Annotated in this window: 16 protein-coding genes, 1 tRNA gene and 3 pseudogenes; 6 read left to right on the top strand and 14 right to left on the bottom strand. The window is 67.8% G+C overall.

Going from position 1 to position 21,614, the window contains the following annotated elements:
* Positions 1–102: 102 nt before the first annotated feature.
* Positions 103–1,404, top strand: coding sequence for an ISL3 family transposase (locus KY500_RS18240; protein WP_219901511.1), 1,302 nt, complete (start codon positions 103–105; stop codon positions 1,402–1,404).
* Positions 1,405–1,469: 65 nt separating this feature from the next.
* Here the strand turns inward: KY500_RS18240 and KY500_RS18235 are convergent, their stop codons facing one another.
* The 3 genes from KY500_RS18235 to aceA all read right to left on the bottom strand — a co-directional run bounded on the left by KY500_RS18235 (position 1,470) and on the right by aceA (position 5,386).
* Positions 1,470–2,069 (bottom strand): N-acetyltransferase family protein, encoded by a 600-nt coding sequence (locus KY500_RS18235; RefSeq protein ID WP_370626847.1) that lies wholly within the window; start codon positions 2,067–2,069, stop codon positions 1,470–1,472.
* 95 nt (positions 2,070–2,164) lie between these two features.
* Positions 2,165–3,967 (bottom strand): malate synthase A, encoded by a 1,803-nt coding sequence (gene aceB, locus KY500_RS18230; protein ID WP_219901719.1) that lies wholly within the window; start codon positions 3,965–3,967, stop codon positions 2,165–2,167.
* A 45-nt stretch (positions 3,968–4,012) separates the two neighbouring features.
* Positions 4,013–5,386, bottom strand: a complete 1,374-nt coding sequence (gene aceA / locus KY500_RS18225; protein WP_219901718.1) for an isocitrate lyase — start codon at positions 5,384–5,386, stop codon at positions 4,013–4,015.
* A 206-nt stretch (positions 5,387–5,592) separates the two neighbouring features.
* Here aceA and KY500_RS18220 point away from each other — a divergent pair.
* A pseudogene (locus tag KY500_RS18220) lies at positions 5,593–7,106 on the top strand (helix-turn-helix domain-containing protein).
* 118 nt (positions 7,107–7,224) lie between these two features.
* On the opposite strand, the gene KY500_RS18215 reads toward KY500_RS18220, so the two are convergent.
* From KY500_RS18215 to KY500_RS18200, 4 genes and pseudogenes are all read right to left on the bottom strand, one after another.
* Entirely contained in the window at positions 7,225–7,686 is a 462-nt protein-coding gene (locus tag KY500_RS18215; RefSeq protein ID WP_120338336.1) for a MarR family winged helix-turn-helix transcriptional regulator, read from the bottom strand.
* A 99-nt stretch (positions 7,687–7,785) separates the two neighbouring features.
* Positions 7,786–8,628, bottom strand: coding sequence for a transglutaminase family protein (locus KY500_RS18210; RefSeq protein ID WP_219901717.1), 843 nt, complete (start codon positions 8,626–8,628; stop codon positions 7,786–7,788).
* Entirely contained in the window at positions 8,625–9,554 is a 930-nt protein-coding gene (locus KY500_RS18205; RefSeq protein WP_219901716.1) for an alpha-E domain-containing protein, read from the bottom strand. The genes KY500_RS18210 and KY500_RS18205 overlap by 4 nt, the downstream gene beginning before the upstream one ends.
* Positions 9,548–11,232: pseudogene (locus tag KY500_RS18200) on the bottom strand (circularly permuted type 2 ATP-grasp protein). The gene KY500_RS18205 and the pseudogene KY500_RS18200 overlap by 7 nt, the downstream one beginning before the upstream one ends.
* A 273-nt stretch (positions 11,233–11,505) precedes the next feature.
* On the opposite strand from KY500_RS18200, the gene KY500_RS18195 reads away from it, so the two are divergent.
* Entirely contained in the window at positions 11,506–13,188 is a 1,683-nt protein-coding gene (locus tag KY500_RS18195; protein ID WP_219901715.1) for an ATP-binding cassette domain-containing protein, read from the top strand.
* A 40-nt stretch (positions 13,189–13,228) separates the two neighbouring features.
* Here KY500_RS18195 and KY500_RS18190 read toward each other — a convergent pair whose 3' ends face one another.
* From KY500_RS18190 to KY500_RS18165, 6 genes are all read right to left on the bottom strand, one after another.
* Positions 13,229–13,867 carry a GntR family transcriptional regulator gene (locus tag KY500_RS18190; RefSeq protein ID WP_219901714.1) on the bottom strand — a complete coding sequence of 213 codons (639 nt, stop codon included), beginning with the start codon at positions 13,865–13,867 and terminating at the stop codon, positions 13,229–13,231.
* Positions 13,868–14,059: 192 nt separating this feature from the next.
* Positions 14,060–14,749, bottom strand: coding sequence for a 50S ribosomal protein L1 (rplA, locus tag KY500_RS18185; protein ID WP_219901713.1), 690 nt, complete (start codon positions 14,747–14,749; stop codon positions 14,060–14,062).
* 134 nt (positions 14,750–14,883) lie between these two features.
* Positions 14,884–15,315: a 50S ribosomal protein L11 gene (gene rplK / locus KY500_RS18180; RefSeq protein ID WP_066592266.1), complete on the bottom strand. Its 432-nt coding sequence runs from the start codon at positions 15,313–15,315 to the stop codon at positions 14,884–14,886.
* Positions 15,316–15,440: 125 nt separating this feature from the next.
* On the bottom strand, positions 15,441–16,379 hold the full coding sequence (nusG, locus tag KY500_RS18175; protein WP_219901712.1) for a transcription termination/antitermination protein NusG: 939 nt from the start codon (positions 16,377–16,379) through the stop codon (positions 15,441–15,443).
* Positions 16,380–16,485: 106 nt separating this feature from the next.
* Complete coding sequence (gene secE / locus KY500_RS18170; protein ID WP_066592261.1) at positions 16,486–16,758, bottom strand: preprotein translocase subunit SecE; 273 nt, start codon at positions 16,756–16,758, stop codon at positions 16,486–16,488.
* A 42-nt stretch (positions 16,759–16,800) separates the two neighbouring features.
* A tRNA-Trp gene (locus KY500_RS18165) sits at positions 16,801–16,873 on the bottom strand.
* A 181-nt stretch (positions 16,874–17,054) separates the two neighbouring features.
* Here KY500_RS18165 and KY500_RS18160 point away from each other — a divergent pair.
* Positions 17,055–18,242, top strand: a pseudogene (locus tag KY500_RS18160) (pyridoxal phosphate-dependent aminotransferase).
* A 54-nt stretch (positions 18,243–18,296) separates the two neighbouring features.
* Here KY500_RS18160 and KY500_RS18155 read toward each other — a convergent pair.
* Positions 18,297–19,598, bottom strand: coding sequence for an ISL3 family transposase (locus KY500_RS18155; RefSeq protein ID WP_219901511.1), 1,302 nt, complete (start codon positions 19,596–19,598; stop codon positions 18,297–18,299).
* 228 nt (positions 19,599–19,826) lie between these two features.
* Between KY500_RS18155 and KY500_RS18150 the strand changes: the two genes are divergently transcribed.
* Both KY500_RS18150 and KY500_RS18145 read left to right on the top strand, forming a co-directional pair.
* Positions 19,827–20,753, top strand: a complete 927-nt coding sequence (locus KY500_RS18150) for an ABC transporter ATP-binding protein (protein ID WP_219901711.1) — start codon at positions 19,827–19,829, stop codon at positions 20,751–20,753.
* Complete coding sequence (locus tag KY500_RS18145; protein ID WP_219901710.1) at positions 20,750–21,610, top strand: ABC transporter permease; 861 nt, start codon at positions 20,750–20,752, stop codon at positions 21,608–21,610. Before KY500_RS18150 ends, KY500_RS18145 begins: the two co-directional genes overlap by 4 nt.
* Positions 21,611–21,614 lie beyond the last annotated feature (4 nt).

The following is a 21,614-nucleotide window of genomic DNA, read 5'->3' as shown; positions in this document are numbered from 1 at the left end:
GACATATCCGTGGGTGGTTTCCGCGTGGCTTAACGAGCGCACGCCGCTTTCTGTCTAGGTTTCTGACTGTCAAAGGTTGGAAACTGAAGAACGGAAAACGGCGTGCGTACTGCAAGGATATGGCGGACTCTGCTCGGTGTCGAAAAGACCATCGTTGACGACGTCGATTACGACGACGATGCGGGCGTTTTGGTCGTCGCGGTCCGGCCGATGAAAGCGGCCCGGAACCGGTGTGGGCTGTGCCACCGGCGCAGCCCAGGCTACGACCGTGGTGAGGGTCGACGACGCTGGCGGAGCCTGGATGCTGGCATCATCCAGGTCGTTCTCGAGGCAGACGCCCGCCGGGTGGCGTGCCGTGAGCATGGCGTCACGGTCGCGTCGGTGCCGTGGGCTCGGCACCAGGCCGGACATACCTACCTCTTCGACGACCACGTCGCGTGGCTGGCTACGCAGTCTTCCAAGACCGCGGTTACCGCGTTGATGCGCATCGCTTGGCGCACCGTCGGCGCGATCGTCACCCGGGTCTGGGACGACGCCGCGACCCTGCACGACCCGTTCGATGGCCTCACCCGCATCGGGATCGATGAGATCTCCTACAAGCGTGGCCACAAGTTCCTCACCATCGTCGTGGACCACGACACCGGTCGTCTCGTCTGGGCTGCACCGGGCCAAGACAAAGCCACCCTCGGCACGTTCTTCGACGCCCTCGGCCCCGAGCGTTCCGCACAGATCACGCATGTTTCCGCGGACGGTGCGGCCTGGATCGCCAACGTTGTCGCGGCCCGCTGCCCGAACGCGGTGCGCTGCGCGGACCCGTTCCACGTCGTCAAATGGGCCACCGAAGCCCTCGACGAAGTCCGCCGCGCAGCCTGGAACGACGCCCGCAAAGCCGCCCGCATCAATGACGCCGCGCGGGGCCGCGGCCGACCCCGGAACGGAGCCCCCGAACGCCCCGACAGCGCTCGCGCGGCCGGCATCAGAAACAGCCGTTATGCGCTCTGGAAAAACCCCGAGAACCTCACCGAGAAACAACAAACCAAGCTGGCCTGGATCGTCCAAACCGACCCCCGACTGGCCCGCGCCTACTACCTCAAAGAAGGCCTCAGAGTCATCTTCAAACTCCCGCTCGACCAGGCCAAGGAAGCCCTCGACAAATGGGTCGCCTGGGCTCGCCGCTGCCGCATCCCCGCGTTCGTGAAGCTGCAACGAAGCATCGTGAAGCACCGCGTCGCGATCCTCGCCTCGATAGAACACAACCTCTCCAACGGCCGCATCGAATCCATGAACACCAAAATCAGACTCCTCACCAGAATCGCGTTCGGCTTCGCCTCACCTGACGCCCTCATCAGCCTCGCCATGCTCAGCCTCGGCGGCCACCGACCAGCCCTCCCGGGCCGGAAATGACCCACGGAAGAGTCAGGAGAGCCGGATTTGGGGCTTAACTCACAGTTCGCGGGAGGAGAACGGGGCTAGAGGGGGCGCTCGAGGACGTAGTCGTCCTCGTAGCGCTCACCCACGAGGAACCGTTTGACGCCCACCCGTTCGAAGCCGTGCTTGCCGTAAAAGCGCAGGGCCCGCACGTTCTCCTGGTTCACGCCGAGCCAGGAGCCGGCCGCCCCACGCTGGCGGGCGGCGTCGAGCGTGGCCGCCATCAGGGCGGCTGCCGTGCCGCTGCCGTGCGCCTCGGCGCGCACGTAACACTTGCTCAGTTCGGCGGTGGGGCGGATGCGGATCGCACCGGCCGCATCCGCGTCGTGTGGTTCGCCGAAGACGAGCATCGTGTACCCCACCAACGTGCCCGCGCCGGTTTCGGCGACGAGCAGGAGCCGGTCGGGGTCGGCGAGGAAGGCCTCGAAGTTAGCCGGGGCGAGGACGTCGCCCAGGAACGCGGCGATCGCGTCGGCGCTGGTGTGCGGCGGGCAGGCCAACGCGAACGTCGCGGCGGCCAGCTCGGCGAGCGCGGCGGCCTCATCCGGCCGGGCGGAGCGAATGCGCACCCCGGCAGCGGCCGGGGTGGCAGTGGGCTGCGCGGCGGGCTGGGCGGCTTCTGTTGGGGTGGTGTCGGTCACGATCCCAGCTTCGCAGCAGGTTTCCCGGCGCGCAAACGGCCCCGTCGCGGGTGCCGACGGGGCCGGGTGCGGGTGCGGGTGCGGGTGCCGGACGCCTACAGGTAGCGGGCGTACGCGGCGACGGTGAGGAAGGTCGGGAACTCCGGCTCGAGCGCCGAAGCCCGGAAGACCTCGAGCGCGTCGTCGAAGCGGTCTCCCGGCGTGCGCGGCAGCGCCGCCATCTCCTCCGTGACCAGCCCGGCGACCCACTCGGCGTCGATCCGGCGGCCGTCGGCGAGCGCGGAGTTCTCGTGGATCCACTGCCAGACCTGGGACCGGGAGATCTCCGCCGTGGCGGCGTCCTCCATCAGGTTGTCGATGGCCGCCGCGCCCACCCCTCGCAGCCAGGATTCGATGTAGCGAAGGGCAATGCGCACGTTGTCGCGCACCCCGGCCTCGGTGATCTGGCCGCCGGCCGACGCCACGTCCAGCAGGTCGGCCGCGGTGACCTGCACGTCGTCCCGCGTGCGGTCCAGCTGGTTGGGCCGGTCGCCGAGCACGGCATCGAACTCGGCCCTGGCGGTGGGGATGAGGTCCGGATGCGCCACCCAGGTGCCGTCAAAGCCGTCGCCGGCCTCCCGGCGTTTGTCGGCGGCAACCTGTTCCAGCGCCCGCTGGGTCACGGCCGGGTCCCGCCGATTGGGGATGAACGCGCTCATCCCGCCGATCGCGTAGGCGCCGCGCCGGTGACAGGTGGCCACGAGCAGCTCGGTGTACGAGCGCATGAACGGCACCGTCATGGTGATCTCCCGGCGGTCGGGCAGCACGAACCGGCGGCCCCGGGCGCGGAACGTCTTGATGATGCTGAAAATGTAGTCCCAACGCCCGGCGTTCAGGCCCGCGCAATGGTCGCGCAGCTCGTAGAGGATCTCCTCCATCTCGAACGCGGCCTGGATGGTCTCGATCAGCACCGTGGCCCGGATGCTGCCGTGGCCGAGGTCCAGGTGGTCCTCGGTGTGGCTGAAGATGTCGTTCCACAGCCGCGCCTCGAGGTGGCTCTCCAGCTTGGGCAGGTAGAAGTACGGCCCGCTGCCCTGTTCGATCAGCCGGTGCGCGTTGTGGAACGCGTACAGGCCGAAGTCCACCAGGCTGCCGGAAGCCGGCATCCGTCGGTTGGCCCGGTCGACGAAGGTGAGGTTCTTCTCCACCAGGTGCCACCCGCGTGGCCGCATGACGATGGTCGGTGTCGTCCCCGGCCGGGCGCCGTCCACCCGGTCGGACGGTGCGCCGGTCACCCGGTACGCCTTGCCGTCGGGGCCGTCGTAGGTGAGGGTGCCGCGGATGGCGTCGACCAGCGTGAGCTGCCCCTCGATGACGTTCGCCCAGGTGGGGCTGGTCGCATCCTCCTGGTCGGCCAGCCACACATTGGCACCCGAGTTGAGTGCGTTGATGGCCATCTTGCGATCGGTCGGGCCGGTGATCTCCACCCGCCGATTCTGCAGGCCGGGGCCGGGGCCGGCCACCCGCCAGGACGGGTCGTCCCGGATGTGCGCCGTCTCCGGCAGGAATCGGGGGTCCCGGCCGTTCGCGGCATCCACCCGGGTCTGCAGCCGGGCGGCCAGCAGGTCGTGCCGGGTGCCGGCGAACCTGTCGTGCAGTTCGGCGAGGAACTCCAGGGCGGCCGGCGTGAGGATCTCGTCATAGCGGTCGCCCAGCTCCCCGGTGATCTCCAAGTGCGGGCGGATGGTGGCGAAACTCCCGGTGCTGGTCTCCCCGAACGCCCGGGCGGGCCGGGGTGCGCTCGGTGTGCGGGGCCCGGTGGTCGAGCCAGTCGCGGTGGTCGAGCCAGTCGCGGTGGTCGAGCCTGTCGAGACCCGGTGCACAGTCCCGGGAGCGGTGGATAGCGGTGGTGTGGTCATGATCGGTTTCTCCTTCGAAACGATGCGAATGTCGGGCGGGGCCGGCTAGAACTGCTCGGCCTCGGTGGATCCGGCCAGCGCGAGGGTGGCGCTGGTGGGGTTGAGCGCTGTGGCGATCCGGTCGAAGTAGCCGGTGCCCACCTCCCGCTGGTGGCGGGTGGCGGTGTATCCGTCGGCTTCGGAGGCGAATTCGGCCTCCTGCAGATCGACGTAGGCGCTCATCTGACGCTCGGAGTAGTCCTTGGCCAGGGTGAACATGGAGTGGTTGAGGGCGTGGAAACCGGCCAGGGTGATGAACTGGAAGGCGTAACCGCATGCCGCCAGTTCGCGCTGGAACGCGGCGATCTGGTCGTCGTCGAGGTGGGATTTCCAGTTGAACGACGGCGAGCAGTTGTAGGCGAGCTTCTTGCCGGGGAATTGCGCGTGGATCTCTCTGGCGAAGCGCTGGGCGAGTTCGAGGTCGGGCTCGCTGCTTTCCACCCAGAGCAGGTCGGCGTACGGCGCGTAGGCCAGGCCGCGCATGATCACCACGTCGGCACCGTTGGCGGTGTCGTAGAACCCCTCGGCAGTGCGGGAACCGGTGAGGAACCTCTGGTCACGCTCGTCGATGTCGCTCGTGATGAGGGTGGCCGCGAGCGAGTCGGTGCGCGCGATGATGACGGTCGGCACACCGGCGACATCCGCCGCCAGCCGGGCCGCGTTCAGGGTGCGGATGTGCTGGCCGGTGGGCACAAGCACCTTGCCGCCCATGTGGCCGCACTTCTTCTCGCTGGCCAGCTGGTCTTCCCAGTGCACGCCCGCGGCGCCGGCCTCGATCATCGAGGCCATCAGCTCGTAGGCGTTCAGCGGGCCGCCGAAGCCGGCCTCTGCATCGGCGACGATCGGCGCCATCCAGTCGATGCCGGTGCCGTTGTTCGTGGCGTCGGTACCGGATGCGCAGGCCTCCGCACCCTCGATCTGGCCGGCCCGCAGCAGCGCGTTGTTGATCCGCCGCACCACAGCCGGCACCGAGTTCGCCGGGTAGAGCGACTGGTCGGGGTAGGTCTGGCCGGAGAGGTTGGCGTCGGCGGCGACCTGCCAGCCGGACAGGTAGATGGCCTTGAGCCCGGCCCGCACCTGCTGCACGGCCTGGTTGCCAGTGAGGGCGCCGAGCGCGGCCACCCACTCGGGGTTCTCCGGGGTGCCGTTCTCGTGGATGAGGTCCCAGAGCTTCTCGGCGCCGCGGCGGGCCAGGGTGCGCTCCTCCCGTACGGCACCGCGCAGGGTGATCACGTCGTCGGCGGTGTAGTCCCGGCGCACGCCCTCCCAGCGGGGGTCGGCGGCCCATTCCAGTGCGAGCTCGGCGGCCGTCTGAGTCTGGTCGCCGGGGCGGGATGCGGGGCGGCCGGATGTGGGCCCGGTTGTGGTGGGGTTCGTCATGGTGTTCTCCTCGGTCTGCGACATTGCGGATTTACGGATTGCGGATTCACGGATTGCGGATCGGTGGCTCCCCCCGGGAAAGTCCTTCCCGGTTGCTGCCTGCACCCACTCTGAGTCCCGATCGGAGGCTCATCGACTGCCCACACGAAAGAAGAAACTGAGTTCTTCCGGTTGTGTGAACAATCACCGCGTGTGAGCATGAGCACATGGTCACCGTCGATCGCGCCGCTCACCCAACCGTTCCCTCAGCCGACCTGCCCGCGGGGCCGGCCGGCAGCACAGACGCTGACGCCGGGATCGACGCGCTCACCCTGGGCCGCAGGGTGCGGGACCGCCGGCACCGGCTCGGCCTCACCCTGGACACCCTGGCCGCGGCCGTCGACCGGGCGCCGTCGCAGATCTCCATGATCGAGAACGGCAAGCGCGAGCCCCGGCTGTCGATGCTGCGGCTGATCGCCGCCGCGCTCGACACCACTGTCGACGAACTGTTGCGCGCCGACGCGCCCAGCCCGCGGGCAGCCCTGGAGATCGCCGTGGAGCGCGCCCAGCGCGGGCCGGTGTTCACGGCGTTGGGCCTGCCCCGCTTCCGGGTCGGCCCCGGCCAGCCCGACGAGACGCTGCAGACCATCCTCACCCTGCACAACGAGATCGAGCGGCTGCACCGCGAGCGCGCCGCCACGCCCGAGGAAGCCAGGCGGGCCAACGCCCAGCTACGCGCCGAGATGCGGGCGCGCGACAACTACTTCCCCGAGCTCGAGGCCCAGGCTCTCGAGCTGCTCACCGCGGTGGGGCATTCCGGCGGCCCGGTGTCGCACCAGGTGGTGGCCGATATGGCCGCCCACCTCGGCTTCACCCTGCACTACGTGGGCGACCTGCCGCACTCCACCCGGTCGGTCACCGACAAGCGCAACGGCCGAATTTATCTGCCTACCGAGCAGGCCGCCTCCCGCGACAGCCGCTCGCCGATCCTGCAAGCCTTCGCCAGCCACCTCTGCGGCCACTCCGAACCCGGAAATTACGCCGATTTTCTGCGACAGCGGGTGGAAACCAATTACCTCACCGCGGCCATCCTGTTGCCCGAAACCGACACCCTGCGGATGCTCAGCGACGCCAAGGCCGCCCGCCGCATCTCGCTCGAAGACCTGCGGGATGCCTTCTCGGTCTCCTACGAGACGGCGGCGCACCGCTTCACCAACCTGGCCACCGCACGCCTGGGCATCCCGGTGCATTTCATGAAGGTGCACGAGTCGGGCACCATCATCAAGGCCTACGAGAACGACGACGTGCAATTCCCCAGCGATGCCCTGGGCGCGGTTGAGGGCAGCACGGTCTGCCGCAGCTGGACCGCGCGCACGGTCTTCGATGTACCCGACCGGTTCAGCCCCTGGTACCAGTACACGGATACGCCGGCCGGCACCTTCTGGTGCACCTCCCGCATCGAGAAGGCCAAGGAGGGCGACTATTCCGTAAGCGTCGGGGTGCCGTTCACCCACGTCAACTGGTTCCGCGGCCGGGAGACCACCAACCGCGCCGTGTCCCGCTGCCCCGACGAGTCCTGCTGCCGGCGCGCGCCGGACGAGTTGTCCGGCCGCTGGGAAGGCCAGTCCTGGCCCGTGGCCCGTACCCCACGAGCCTGCTCGCGGCGCTGCCCACTGGCACCTTCCCCGGAGTGGACCCCACCGAGGTCTACCAATTCCTCGAGGCGCACGCCCCCGACTGACGCACCCACGATTCCGAGCCGCCCGTATGCCCCTGCCTCGTCGCCGACGTGCCGCAAAGTGCCCCCTCAGCGCATCCGAAAAGGTTTCTTGCGGCAAGTCGCGAACGACCGCGCGGGGTCAGGCGGTCGCGCGTGCCAGGTCGGGCAGGCGGTGCAGGGCGTCGACAAGCGGGCCGAGTTCCGGCTCTTCCTCGGCGTCGGCCAGCGCATCCGCCAGGGCCTCGTCATAGACCGGGCGAGCGCGGGCGAGCAGGGCCTTGCCGGCCTCGGTGAGTTCGGTGTAGATGCCGCGGCGGTCGTCGGCGCAGAGGATGCGGGTGAGTAGCGCCCGGTCCTCCAGCCGGTTCACCAGGCGGGTCGTGGCGCTGCTGGAGAGTGCGGCGGCACGGGCGAGCTGCTGCATCCGCATGTGCCACCCGTGCTGGCGGCTGAGCGCGTCGAGCACCGTGAACTCGACCACCGAGAGGTCGAACCCACCCTGTAGGGCGCGCTCCAGAACGGTCTCGATGCGGCCGTGCAGAGCCGCCAGCGTGCGCCAGCCCTGGGCGCGAATCTCGACGGCGTCGTCTTCGATGCTCATCTGTACAGCTCCCCTGCCCTGGTCACTCGTGAAAGATGCACGTACAACGCGCTTGCAACTACCAGTCTAGGCAGCGCGTCGGCCCGGTGCTGCGCAGTGTCAGGACTCCCGGGTGATCTCCACCTTCACGAACAGCTGCGACCCGCCGGTGCCGGCGTACACCCCGCGCAGCGGCGCGATGTCGTTGTAGTCGCGGCCGCGCCCGACACCCACGTGCCGGTCGCCGATGTCGATGAGGTTGGTGGGGTCGTAGCCGCGCCAGTCGCCGCAGAACCACTCCACCCAGGCGTGCGATTCGCCCGTCACGGTCTCGCCGATCTCGGCCAACGGCTTGGGATGCAGGTAGCCCGAGACGTACCGGGCGGGGATGCCCACCGCGCGCAGCGCCCCGAGCGCCACATGGGTGATGTCCTGGCAGACCCCACGCCTGTCGGCCCAGGCCTCCCTGGCATTGGTCTTCACCCCGGTGACACCCTGCACGTACGCCATGTTCTCGCCCACGAACCGGCAGATCGCCAGGGCGGCCTCGCACGGATCCAGGCGCCCGGCGATCTCCTGGGCGCTCGCGACCACATCCGCCGGCGGCTCGGTCAGCGGCGTCTGCCAGGAGTGCTCGACCGACGAGGTCGACCGGGCGACCGCGGTGGCCAGGTCGTCCCAGCTCACCGGATGCGCCGGGTGCTCCCGCGGCGACACCTCCACGAGACTGTTGGCGGTGAGGGTGAGTTCGGCGTGCGGGGTGAGCACCTCGAACGACGACACCCGGGTGCCCCAGTAGTCCAGGTAGTTGTGGTTGCTCGACACCGGGCTGATGTCGAGGTTGGAGTAGAGCACGAACTGGTCCGGAGAGGTGACCGGCAGCATCCGGGCCTCGTTGTAGGAGGTGGCCACCTCGCCGTTGTAGCGGTAGCCGGTGGTGTGGCGAATGCGCAGGCGCTTCATGAGGCCTCTCCTGTCCAGGTCGGCACCGCGCTGGTCGGGAAGTAGCGTTGCCCGATCGATTCGCTGGCGGTGCTGGTGGCGTCCAGGACCATGTCCATGTGTTTCGGCAGGTCCCCCAGGATTTCCATGATCGGCCGGTACTCCAGCTGGCTGCGGATCTGGCCGAGGATGCGCTGGGACGAGTCGGACACGCCCACCCGGTCGGTGCGCGGCTCGAGCTCCTGCAGGCACTGCTCGGCCCGGGAGATCGAGAAGACGATCGACCGGGGGAACAGCCGGTCCAGCAACAGGAATTCGGCGGCGTTCCGAGCCGACGGCACCCCACGGTAGGTGCGCAGGTACGACTCGTAGGCCCCGCACGAGCGCAGGATCGTGGTCCACGACGGCCCGCTGTTCTCGGTCAGCGAGCGGGTCGCGAGCAGCCGGGCGGTCATATCGGCCTGCTCGAGGCTGCGGCCGAGGGTGAAGAAATGCCAGGCGTCGTCCCGGCTGGCGCTGGACTCGACGATGCCCACGGCCAGCGCGGCACGCTCGCGCACCCAGCCGAAGAAATCGTGCGTCTTAGCGCTGGCGATATTCTTGGGCATCTTCGTGTAGGTGGTGTTCAGGCACTCCCACAGCTCGGTCGAGACGATCTCCCTGGCCCGCCGGGCATTCTCCCGGGCGGCGCCGAGCGAGTAGGCGATCGAGGCCGGATGCGTGCGGTCGGCCGCCAGGATCGCCAGCACGTCCTTGCGGGTGAGGTCCTTGTCCGGCGGCACCGGACTGCCCATCAGGTGTAGCAGTGACCGGCAGGCGAGGTTCTCCTCGATCCACGGGTCCTCGAGCAGCAACTGCAGGTGCACATCCAGGATGCGCGCGGTGCCGTCACTGCGTTCGATGTAGCGGCCGATCCAGAACAGGCTCTCGGCGATGCGGCTCAGCATTCGAGGGTCCCCTCGGTGGTAGTGGGCGTGGTGCGTTGCTGTTGTTGCTGCTGTTCCTGGTCCTGGTCGCCGCCCGGCGGGGTGTCCTGCGGGTTGTGGTCGACGCTCCGGGTGGGGATGATCGAGATCGACTGGGTGTTCGCGGCCTGGTCGGCGACGAGTCCCTGGATGTCGTGGGCCGAGGTTCGGGTGTGGAAGTCAGGCTCCAACCCGATCACCCAGGTGTCTTTGGACCCGCCGCCCTGGCTGGAGTTGACCACGAGCTCGCCCTCGGGCAGCGCCACCCGGGTGAGGCCGCCGGGCAGCACCCAGACATCCGTGCCGTCATTCACGGCGAACGGGCGGAGATCCGCGTGCCGCGGCCGCATGCCGTCGTCGACGAGGGTCGGGATGGTGGACAACTGCACCACGGGCTGCGCGATCCAGCCACGCGGGTCCTTGAGCAGCTGCTGCCGCAGGGTCTCCAGCTCGGCCTTCGACGCGGCCGGGCCCACCACGAGGCCCTTGCCGCCGGAACCATCCACGGGCTTGACCACGAGCTGGTCGAGCCGGTCGAGCACCTCCTCGAGCGCGAGCGGGTCCTCCAGACGCCAGGTGTCGACGTTCGGGATGATCGCCTCCTCGCCCAGGTAGTACTTGATCAGCTCGGGCAGGTAGGTGTAGACGAGCTTGTCGTCCGCGACGCCGTTGCCCACGGCGTTGGCGATCGTGACGTTGCCCAGGCGTGCCGCCATCAGGATGCCCGGTGAGCCCAGCTGGGAATCGGCGCGGAACTGCAGCGGGTCCAGGAACTCGTCGTCGACCCGGCGGTAGATCACGTCGACCCGGGTCGGGCCCGCCGTGGTGCGCATCCACACTCGGCCGCCGGAGCAGAACAGGTCGCGACCCTCGACGAGCTCGACGCCCATCAGCCGGGCCAGCAGGGTGTGCTCGAAGTAGGCCGAGTTGAACACGCCCGGCGTGAGCACCACGATGTTCGGGTCGTCGACCCCGGCCGGCGCGGACGCCCGCAGGGCCTGCAACAACTTGTTGGGGTAGTCGCCCACCGGGCGCACCCGCATCGAGACGAAGAGCTCCGGCAGGGTCTGCGCCATCACGCGCCGGTTCGAGATGACGTAGCTGACGCCGCTGGGCACCCGCACATTGTCTTCGAGCACCCGCCAGGCGCCCACTTCGTCGCGGATGAGGTCGATCCCGGACACCTGGATGCGCACGTTGTTCGCCGACACGATTCCGGCCGCCTGGCGGTGGAAGTGCTTGGAGGAGGTGATCAGGCCGGCCGGGATGACTCCATCCCGCACGGCCGCCTGCGGGCCGTAGATGTCGGCCAGGAACGCCTCGAGCGCCAGCACCCGCTGCTTGATCCCGGCCTCCACGGTCACCCACTCGGGCTGTTCGATCACCCGGGCACCGCGTCGAGGGGGAACGGGCGCTCCTCGCCGGCGAAGTCGAACGTCACGCCCTGCGCCAGGTACGAGCTCGCCAGAGCGTCGGTCCGACCGCGCAGCTCCTCCTGGGTCATCCGGGCGAGCGCGCCATAGACATCCTTGTAGGCCGCACGGGCCTCGGAGGGCGACAACGACGACGGATCGGGGAACATCTCGTCCCAGGCCGAGGCCTGTCCTCGTTCGCGCGGTGGTGCGGAGGTAGCGCCGTAGCCACTGAATAGGTCAACCATGACTGGATGTTAGTCGAGGGGTGTTGCCGGATTGTTTCCTGGCTCCGGCGTGGCGACCCGATCGGCCGGAGCCGCCGCGCGGCCCGGCGACCCGCGGGCAATCAAGGACCGAAGCCGTGAAAATGCATACAACCTCCAGGCACATTTTCCCAGTGACCAGACAATATTGCCGAACCGCTGCGAGGCATTCGGTTTTTTGCATACAGTTAGTCCAGTTCGACGCTGACGACACCGTCAGGCTTCATCGACCGCACCGACCAGATGTGAGCACGCATGCGAGCAGTTGCAGGGCCCCGATGGCTGGGTTTTCTGATTCCGGCGTCGTTGCTGATCAGCGCCGTGCTCCTGGTGGCCCGCCTGGCCGGTCCCGCCGACGCGCTCCTGTCCATCCTGTCCGCTCGCCTGCCGCTCTCCACGGCGGCCGCAGCGGCGGCGCCGGTCCTGTCGGCAACCCTCGGGGTGGGGCTCGGCCTCCTCGCCGCCCAACGGAGCCCGTGGGCCGCTCGCTCCCTACGTGCCCTGGCTGTTATCGGTAGCGCCCTGTGCGCGGCGTGGGTCGCGCTGGCGGGCGCCTTCTGGTTCGCCGTGCAGGCCGAGGTGATGCCCGTGTTCACGGATGAACCGCTTGCTCGGGCGGGTCTGGGCGTGTTGAGCACTCTCGTCCTGCCGGGTACCGCGGTGGTCTTCGGCGCCGCCGTGGCCGTGGCCGTGCACGTGCACGAGGCCACCCGACGGGTGGCCCGTGAGCCCTTCGTTCAGACCGCTCGCAGCCGCGGCCTGCCGATCTCGCGCCTGGTGGTCCGCACGGCGCTCCGCCGTGCCCTCGCCGCGATTCTCAGCGTGCTGGTCGCCGAAGTGGTGTTGGTCTACGGCTGCGCCCTCCTCCTGCAGGCGGTGTTGACCCGGCCCGCGCTCAGCGCGCAGCTGCCTCCGCTGCTTGCACCCGAGAGCCTGCCGGCTGTGCTCGGTGCCGCCCTCTTCGTCACGGTCGCCATCGTCATCGGCGGAGTGATGATCGCCACGGTCGCGCCGGGCGCCCCCACCCTCGAACCACACTCGCCCGCCCCTCGCCACCGCGCGGGCGCCAGTGGAAGCCTGGCTGTGATCCTGTCCGACACCAGCTCCCCCTCCACCGGCCCCACACGCGCATCGACAACCTTCCGGGCCTCGGACGTCCTGGACATCCGCGACCTGAGACTTCGGCCGCACGGTGCCGGGAGCGAGCACGCATCCGGCGCCGGAATCAGCCTCACCGTGTCCCGGGGCCAGGCGCTCGCCGTGATCGGCGACGAGGGCTCGGGCGCCATGGCCCTCTGCCTGGCCATCGCCGGGCTCCTGCCCCCCGCCACGGTCATCACGTCGGGGTCGGTTCTCTTCGAGGGCACGGAACTCGTCGGACTGCCCGAACAGCATTTCCGGAAGCTGCGCGGACGGAGAATCGGCTTCTTCGACCGCCCAGCCCCCGACCGCTTCGCCCACGACTGGCGCATCGCCCGGCAGCTGAGCTCTGTGATCGCCCCGGCGGACACCCGCCGCACGCGCCGCAGCACTCTCGACCTGCTGCAGCGGGTGGGCGTCGAGACCCCCGAGGCCGTCCTGGATGCGCGGCCACGAGACCTGAGCGCGGTCACCCTGCAACGGGTGCTGTTGGCCTGCGCGCTGGCGCGCAACCCACACCTCCTCATCGCACTCGACCCGGCCGCCGGGTTCGATCCGCACGACGAGGCCGGACTCCTGGACCTGCTGCACGACCTACAACGCGAACGCGAACTCACGCTGATAGTCGCCTCGGCCCGGCCCATCGTTGTCACTCGGTGCGACCGCGTCGCCGTACTGCAGGCCGGAACCGTTATCGAGCATGCCTCGGCCGGTGAGATCCTGACCGCGCCGCAGCATCCGCATACCCGCCGGTTGTTCGACGGCAGCACCTCGGGGCCGGCGCCGACCGGTCGCTGACCGCGGTGCGTTCGCGCCCGCGGCAGTTCAGGCCAGGTGTTCAGTCCTCGGTTACCGCATTGCGGGCGCCGAGCACATGCGAGCGCATCGCCACTTCCGCCCACACGGTGTCGCCGGTGCGCAGGGCGGTCAGGATGTCCCGGTGCTGGTGGTTACTGCGAGCGCGGTACTCCCCGCCGCCCCGCCGGAACGCCGCGGCCATGAGCGGAACCCGCGAAACGGACGAGGTCAGAGCCGCGAGTTGGGGGCTGCGGGAGGCCGCCACGACGATGCGGTGGAACTCGGCGTTCAACCGGCCGAGTTCGGCCAGACCCGCGTCGTCGTCCGCCGTGAGCACGGGCTCCATGGCGTCGATCAGCTCGGCGAGGAGGTCGAGCTCGGCCACCGAGATCCGGGTTGCTGCCAGGCCCGCGGCCCGGCTTTCCAGTGAAGCCCGCACGAAATACGTCTCGCGCACCTGCTCGATGGTCCAGGCCACGACCGTCGCTCCGCGATTGGGCACAAACGTCACCAGGCCGGCCTCATCCAGCCGCCGCAACGCCTCCCGCACGGGCGTACGGCTCACGCCGAGTTCCTGGGCGAGTGCCTGTTCGCGGAGCGTCGAGTGCGGGCCCAGCTCGCCCGAGAGAATCCGCGCACGCAACGCCAGGTAGACCTTTTCACCGCCGGTGGAGACCACAGTGCCCTCCCTCCACTCCGGGCGCACCCCTCCCGTACCACCGAGCTTTACACAATCCTCACGTCAATGGGAATTCCCGAGGAAAGCGGGCACCGGTTCGCGCCGACCAGCGGGGGTACCGGGCGCACAAAAAGGGCCCGTCTTTCGACGGGCCCTTTCAGGTGCTTCTCGCGAAGCGGATACTACAAATGCTTAGATGCTGTTCACATCGAGCGGGATGCCGGGACCGAACGTGGTCGAGACGGCGCCCTTGGTGATGTAGCGGCCCTTGGAGGAACTCGGCTTAAGGCGAACGATCTCCTCGAGCGCGGCTCCGATGTTCTCGTTGAGCTGCTCGGCCGAGAACGAAGCCTTGCCCACGACGAAGTGCACGTTGGAGTGCTTGTCGACGCGGAATTCGATCTTTCCGCCCTTGATGTCGGACACGGCCTTGGCGACGTCAGGCGTCACGGTTCCGGTCTTCGGGTTGGGCATGAGACCGCGCGGGCCGAGGACCTTACCGAGACGACCGACCTTGCCCATGAGCTCGGGGGTCGAGACGGCCGAGTCAAACGAGGTGTAGCCGGCGGCTACCTTCTCGATGAGCTCGTCGCCACCGACCTCGTCGGCGCCGGCAGCGATGGCTGCCTCAGCCGCGGGGCCCGTTGCGAAGACGATGACGCGGGCGGTCTTACCGGTGCCGTGGGGAAGAATCACGGTACCGCGGACCATCTGGTCAGCCTTGCGCGGGTCGACGCCGAGCTTGAGCGCGACCTCGACGGTGGAGTTGAACTTGGCGGAGCCGGTCTCGCGAGCGAGGGTCACGGCTTCGGTGGGGGTGTAGAACTTATCGGCTTCGATCTTCTCGACCGCAGCGCGGTAGGCCTTTGACTTGGGTGCCATTTTGAATCTCCTGTAGATGCATGTGCTGAGAGCGTGGTTTTCGTGAGCCTGGCTGGCTCTTCCACTTGGTGCCTGTTGGCGGGCCCAGAGGCCTGCGCAGTCGGCGGGTGTTCGACGAATCGAACGAAAGGGTGTTAGCCCTCGACCGTGATGCCCATGGAGCGAGCGGTTCCGGCGATGATCTTCGACGCGGCGTCGAGGTCATTGGCGTTGAGGTCAACCATCTTGGCCTCGGCGATTTCGCGAACCTGCGCCTTGGTGAGCTTGGCAACCTTGACGGTGTGCGGGGTTCCGCTGCCCTTGGCAACTCCTGCGGCCTTCTTGATGAGCTCCGCTGCGGGCGGGGTCTTCAAGATGAACGTGAAGGAACGGTCGTCGTACACGGTGATCTCAACCGGGATGACGTTGCCGCGCTGGGATTCGGTCTGGGCGTTGTAGGCCTTGCAGAATTCCATGATGTTCACGCCGTGCTGACCCAGCGCCGGCCCGATGGGGGGTGCGGGGTTGGCGGCGCCGGCCTTGATCTGAAGCTTGATCAGACCAGTAACCTTCTTCTTCGGTGCCATGTTCTATTCCTTTTCAGTGATCGAACCCAGATCTCGCTGTTCGAGCAAACTACGCTGATCGAGCTTGTCGAGATCGAGGTTCTCCCGCGTCCCCGGCATTTCCGGGGGGCGGTGGTTGGGGGAGGTTAAAGCTTGGTGACCTGGTCGAAGCTGAGCTCGACCGGGGTCTCACGCTCGAAGAGCGACACGAGCACGATGAGCTTGCCGCTCTCGGGCTTGATCTCGCTGATCGAACCGGGCAGGCCCGCGAACGAGCCTTCCTTGATCGTGATGGTCTCGCCGATTTCGTAGTCGATCTCGGCGGGCAGAACACGCTGGGCGGCCTTGCCGGGAGCGCCGGACTTGGTGACCGGAACATCCTTGATCTCGACGAGGCCCTTGAGCATGCCGAAAGCTTCTTCGAAACGCAGCGGGGTCGGGTTGTGCGCGTTGCCCACGAAGCCGGTGACTCCGGGGGTGTGACGCACAACAGACCAGCTGTCTTCGTTGAGGTCCATGCGCACCAGGACGTAGCCGGGGATGCGCACACGGGTGACCATCTTGCGCTGGCCGTTCTTGATCTCGACGACGTCTTCCATCGGAACCTCGACCTGGTAGATGAAATCTTCCATGGCCATCGACTGCTTGCGGTTCTCGATGTTGGACTTCACACGACGTTCGAAGCCGGCGTAGGAGTGGATGACGAACCACTTGCCGGGCTGGAAGCGCAGTTCCTTGCGGAAGGCTTCGTACGGGTCCTCGTCTTCGGCCTCGGCCTCGACCTCTTCTTCGTCCTCGACGGCCTCAGCGGCAGCCTCGGCCTCGTCGGCGGAGTCGATGTCGAGGGCGTCTTCGACGATGGCGTCGGCTTCGGGATCGGTCGACTCGGCGAGGGCATCCAGTGCGGCGTCGAGATCGTCTTCGATGTCGGCGTTCTCGTCTTCTACGTGCAGGGCGACCTGCTCGGCGGCTTCGACCGACGTCTCGTCGGCGGCGAGGGTGTTGCCCTCCTGCGCCTCATCGTCGTTGGAGGACTGTTCTGCGGCGGTGGCCCAGTCGACGTCGTCGCGATTGGTCTCAGTCACTAAATATCAATCCTTCTTCTATTGCGCGGGCGTGAGGCTGCACCGTGGTGCTCACTCACCGATCCTGCGTTCATGATCAGTCGGGGTGCCGCTTCTGCGGCACGGCTCAACTGGGAGTGCCGAATACGTACGTGACGACGAGCGCGAACACCCAGTCGAGTGCCGATACCAGCGCCATCATGATCACCACGAAAATCAGAACCACTCCGGTGTAGCTGAGCAGTTCCTTGCGGGTCGGGGTGACGACCTTACGGAGTTCGGCCAGGACCTGCTTGATAAACAGGGACACCCGAGCGAACGGACCGCGCTTGGTTTCGCGGGCCACTCTGGCGTTCGCGACGATTTCCTCGCTGGGTTCGTCGATAACTTTTCGGGCCACCTGTTACACCTTTCGTGGGCCGGCGGAAAGACCACCGACTTGCAGGGCGGACAGGACTCGAACCTGCAACCTGCGGTTTTGGAGACCGCTGCTCTACCAATTGAGCCACCACCCTATGAAGCGAAACCCGTCGGCTTCCTGTGTGCTTCTTTCGGTCAAACGACCAAAATAGGCGCAAAAAAGCTTGGCAGATTTCAACTACCGGACCAAGTCTAGGTCACGTCGGGTGCCCTGTAAAGCCAGCGCCTGTTCCCAGGGCATGGCCGCCCCCGTATGCTCGAAGCGTGGCACACGACATCAAACGGATCTCCACCAGAATCGGCTCCATTGCGGAGTCCGCGACCCTCAAGGTCGACGGCAAGGCCAAGGCGCTGCAAGCGGCCGGCCGGCCGGTCATCAGCTTCGCGGCGGGTGAGCTGACTTCCCCACTCCCGCGCACATCGTGGAGGCGGCCCTGGCGGCCGTGAAGGATCCGCGCAATCACCGCTATACGCCGGCGGCCGGCCTCCCGGACCTCCGCGAGGCCATCGCCGCCAAGACGCTCCGGGACAGCGGCCTCGAGGTCGGCCCCTCGCGGGTGCTCGTCACCAACGGCGGCAAGCAGGCCGTCTACCAGGCCTTCGCCACCCTGCTCGACCCGGGCGACGAGGTTCTGCTGCCCACCCCGTACTGGACCACCTACCCCGAGGCCATCCGCCTGGCCGGCGGCGTACCCGTCGACGTCTTCGCCGGCAGCGACCAGGGGTACCTCGTCACGGTGGAGCAGCTCGAGGCCGCCCGCACCGAGAAGACCAAGGTGCTCCTCTTCGTCTCCCCGTCCAACCCCACCGGCGCGGTCTACTCCGAGGAGCAGACCCGGGCCATCGGCGAATGGGCCGAGGAACACGGCCTCTGGGTGATCAGCGATGAGATCTACCAGAACCTCACCTATGACGGTGTGCGCGCGGTTTCCATCGTCGAGGCCGTCCGGCCCTCGCCGACCGCACCATCCTGGTCAACGGCGTCGCGAAGACCTACGCCATGACCGGCTGGCGGCTGGGCTGGATGGTGGGACCGCAGGATGCGATCACCGCCGCGGCAAACCTGCAGTCGCACCTCACCTCGAACGTGTCGAACATCTCTCAGCGCGCCGGTATCGCCGCGTTGAACGGCCCGCAGGATGACGCCGAGGCCATGCGGGTCGCCTTCGACCGCCGCCGCAAGCTCATCGTCGCCGAGCTGAACAAGATCCCGGGCATTCTCACGCCCACCCCGCAGGGGGCGTTCTACGTCTACCCGACGTGACGGGTCTGCTCGGCCGCACCTGGGGAGGCGTGACCCCCACGACGTCGCTCGAGCTGGCCGACCTCATCCTCGACCAGGCAGAGGTCGCGGCAGTGCCCGGCGAGGCCTTCGGCCCGAGCGGCTTCCTGCGCCTGTCCTACGCGCTGGGCGACGACGCGCTCCTCGAGGGCATCCGCCGCCTGCAAACCCTCTTCGCCTAGTCCGCGAACTGTGACTTAAGCCCCAGAAATCGGCTCTCCTGACTCTTCCGTGGGTCATTTCCGGCCCGGGAGGGCTGGTCGGTGGCCGCCGAGGCTGAGCATGGCGAGGCTGATGAGGGCGTCAGGTGAGGCGAAGCCGAACGCGATTCTGGTGAGGAGTCTGATTTTGGTGTTCATGGATTCGATGCGGCCGTTGGAGAGGTTGTGTTCTATCGAGGCGAGGATCGCGACGCGGTGCTTCACGATGCTTCGTTGCAGCTTCACGAACGCGGGGATGCGGCAGCGGCGAGCCCAGGCGACCCATTTGTCGAGGGCTTCCTTGGCCTGGTCGAGCGGGAGTTTGAAGATGACTCTGAGGCCTTCTTTGAGGTAGTAGGCGCGGGCCAGTCGGGGGTCGGTTTGGACGATCCAGGCCAGCTTGGTTTGTTGTTTCTCGGTGAGGTTCTCGGGGTTTTTCCAGAGCGCATAACGGCTGTTTCTGATGCCGGCCGCGCGAGCGCTGTCGGGGCGTTCGGGGGCTCCGTTCCGGGGTCGGCCGCGGCCCCGCGCGGCGTCATTGATGCGGGCGGCTTTGCGGGCGTCGTTCCAGGCTGCGCGGCGGACTTCGTCGAGGGCTTCGGTGGCCCATTTGACGACGTGGAACGGGTCCGCGCAGCGCACCGCGTTCGGGCAGCGGGCCGCGACAACGTTGGCGATCCAGGCCGCACCGTCCGCGGAAACATGCGTGATCTGTGCGGAACGCTCGGGGCCGAGGGCGTCGAAGAACGTGCCGAGGGTGGCTTTGTCTTGGCCCGGTGCAGCCCAGACGAGACGACCGGTGTCGTGGTCCACGACGATGGTGAGGAACTTGTGGCCACGCTTGTAGGAGATCTCATCGATCCCGATGCGGGTGAGGCCATCGAACGGGTCGTGCAGGGTCGCGGCGTCGTCCCAGACCCGGGTGACGATCGCGCCGACGGTGCGCCAAGCGATGCGCATCAACGCGGTAACCGCGGTCTTGGAAGACTGCGTAGCCAGCCACGCGACGTGGTCGTCGAAGAGGTAGGTATGTCCGGCCTGGTGCCGAGCCCACGGCACCGACGCGACCGTGACGCCATGCTCACGGCACGCCACCCGGCGGGCGTCTGCCTCGAGAACGACCTGGATGATGCCAGCATCCAGGCTCCGCCAGCGTCGTCGACCCTCACCACGGTCGTAGCCTGGGCTGCGCCGGTGGCACAGCCCACACCGGTTCCGGGCCGCTTTCATCGGCCGGACCGCGACGACCAAAACGCCCGCATCGTCGTCGTAATCGACGTCGTCAACGATGGTCTTTTCGACACCGAGCAGAGTCCGCCATATCCTTGCAGTACGCACGCCGTTTTCCGTTCTTCAGTTTCCAACCTTTGACAGTCAGAAACCTAGACAGAAAGCGGCGTGCGCTCGTTAAGCCACGCGGAAACCACCCACGGATATGTCAGAAGAGCCCAGAAATCCGGGATTTCTGGGGCTTTTCTCACAGTTCGCGGGGTCCACCGGTCGGTGGATGCCCAGGTCGGCCAGACGGGTGTTGCCCGGGGCCGGTTCTGGGACGAGTGTGGAGGCATGACAACTTCCCCTCCTGCCGTGCGCGTGGCGCGGCTGAGCAAGTCCTACGGGCCGTTCGACGCCGTCACCGACATCAACTTCGACATCCGATCGGGCGAAACCTTCGCCCTGCTCGGCCCCAACGGTGCGGGCAAGAGCAGCACCATCGAGATCCTCGAGGGCTACCGGGACCGCTCCGAGGGTGACGTCACGGTGCTCGGCGAGGACCCGCAACACGCCGGGCTGGACTGGAAGGCCCGGATCGGCATCGTGCTGCAGTCCAGCGGGGAGAGCGGCAACGCCACCGTGCTCGAGCAGCTCAAGCACTTCGCACGCCTGTACCCGAATCCCCGGTCGGTCGACGAGGTGCTGGCCGCGGTCGGCCTCGAGGAGAAGGCCAAGACTCGCATCCACCGGCTCTCCGGCGGGCAGCAGCGCCGGGTGGATGTTGCGCTCGGCATCATCGGACGGCCGGAACTACTGTTCCTGGACGAACCCACCACGGGCTTCGACCCCGAGGCCCGGCACCAGTTCTGGGACCTCATTCGGCAGCTCAAGGCCGAGGGCACCACCATCCTGCTCACCACCCACAATCTCGACGAAGCCGCGGAGCTCAGCGACCGGGCCGGCATCATCGTGGGCGGCCGTCTCATCGACATCGGTGCGATCGGCGAACTCGGCGGTCCGGCCGCCCGCACCCCGAAGGTGCGCTGGCGCGACGCCTCCGGCACCCTGCAGGAGGTGCGCACCGACACCCCGGCACGACTAGTGGCCGAACTGGCCGGTGCCGCGGGCGGTGAACCAGCTGAGCTGCAGGTCATCCGCCCCAGCCTCGAAGACATCTACCTGGGCCTGGTGCGCGCTCACGCGGCCGGCAACGCCAGCACGGCCAAGTCCCCCACGACAGCGAGCTCCACGACCGACAGCACGGAGGTGCTCGCATGAGCGCGACCCTGACCACCTCTACCGCGCCGGCGCGCACCGCCAGGCACGGGCTATTCACACTCGGTGTGGCGCGCATCGGCTTCGAGATCCGCCTGTACTTCCGCTCCACCGACACCGTGTTCTTCACGTTCCTGTTCCCGTTCATCATGCTCGGCATCTTCACTGCCGCGTTCAGCGCCCAGGGCAACATCGGCACCAACCCCGACGGCTCCGGCGGCATCAGCGTGGGCGCGTACTACCTGCCCGGCATGCTCGCCGCGGGCATGCTGCTCTCCGGCCTGCAGAACCTCGCGATCGACATCGCCGGCGAGAAGGGCGATGGCACCCTCAAACGCCTCGGCGGCACCCCGCTGTCACCGCTGAGCTATTTCATCGGCAAGATCGGGCAGGTGTTCGTCACTGGCTCGCTACAGGCCGCACTGCTCCTGCTCGTGGCCCGGTTCGCCTTCGACATCGCCCTGCCCACCGAGCCGGAGAAATGGCTCACCTTCGTCTGGGTTTTCGTTCTCGGCGTCATCACCTGCGCCTTCCTGGGCATCGCCCTCTCGGCCCTGCCGCGGTCGGGACGCAGCGCCTCCGCGGTCGTGATTCCCATCGTTCTGGTGCTGCAGTTCATCTCGGGGGTGTACCTGCAGTTCAACGCGCTGCCCGAGTGGATGCAGAACGTCGCCGGCCTGTTCCCGCTCAAGTGGATGGCGCAGGGCATGCGGTCCGTCTTCCTGCCCGACTCCTTCGCGGCGCAGGAGCAGAACGGCGCCTGGGAGCTCGGTCTGGTGGCGCTGGCGCTGCTGATCTGGCTGGTCGTTGGCCTGGTCGGCAGCCGGCTCACCTTCCGGTGGATCCGCAAGGACGCGTAGTGCA

It is taken from the genome of Cryobacterium sp. PAMC25264 (assembly GCF_019443325.1).
Lineage (GTDB): Bacteria > Actinomycetota > Actinomycetes > Actinomycetales > Microbacteriaceae > Cryobacterium.
The sequence above is the reverse complement of the archived record's forward strand: the minus strand, read 5'-3'. Positions and strand labels throughout refer to the sequence as shown.

Bases quoted from the DNA above. Each gene is read 5' to 3' on its own strand.
- aceB (WP_219901719.1), bottom strand. From the start codon at position 3,967: ATGACCACACCACCGCTATCCACCGCTCCCGGGACTGTGCACCGGGTC.
- aceA (WP_219901718.1), bottom strand. From the start codon at position 5,386: ATGACGAACCCCACCACAACCGGGCCCACATCCGGCCGCCCCGCATCC.
- KY500_RS18215 (WP_120338336.1), bottom strand. From the start codon at position 7,686: ATGAGCATCGAAGACGACGCCGTCGAGATTCGCGCCCAGGGCTGGCGC.
- KY500_RS18210 (WP_219901717.1), bottom strand. From the start codon at position 8,628: ATGAAGCGCCTGCGCATTCGCCACACCACCGGCTACCGCTACAACGGC.
- KY500_RS18205 (WP_219901716.1), bottom strand. From the start codon at position 9,554: ATGCTGAGCCGCATCGCCGAGAGCCTGTTCTGGATCGGCCGCTACATC.
- KY500_RS18195 (WP_219901715.1), top strand. From the start codon at position 11,506: ATGCGAGCAGTTGCAGGGCCCCGATGGCTGGGTTTTCTGATTCCGGCG.
- rplA (WP_219901713.1), bottom strand. From the start codon at position 14,749: ATGGCACCCAAGTCAAAGGCCTACCGCGCTGCGGTCGAGAAGATCGAA.
- rplK (WP_066592266.1), bottom strand. From the start codon at position 15,315: ATGGCACCGAAGAAGAAGGTTACTGGTCTGATCAAGCTTCAGATCAAG.
- KY500_RS18150 (WP_219901711.1), top strand. From the start codon at position 19,827: ATGACAACTTCCCCTCCTGCCGTGCGCGTGGCGCGGCTGAGCAAGTCC.
- KY500_RS18145 (WP_219901710.1), top strand. From the start codon at position 20,750: ATGAGCGCGACCCTGACCACCTCTACCGCGCCGGCGCGCACCGCCAGG.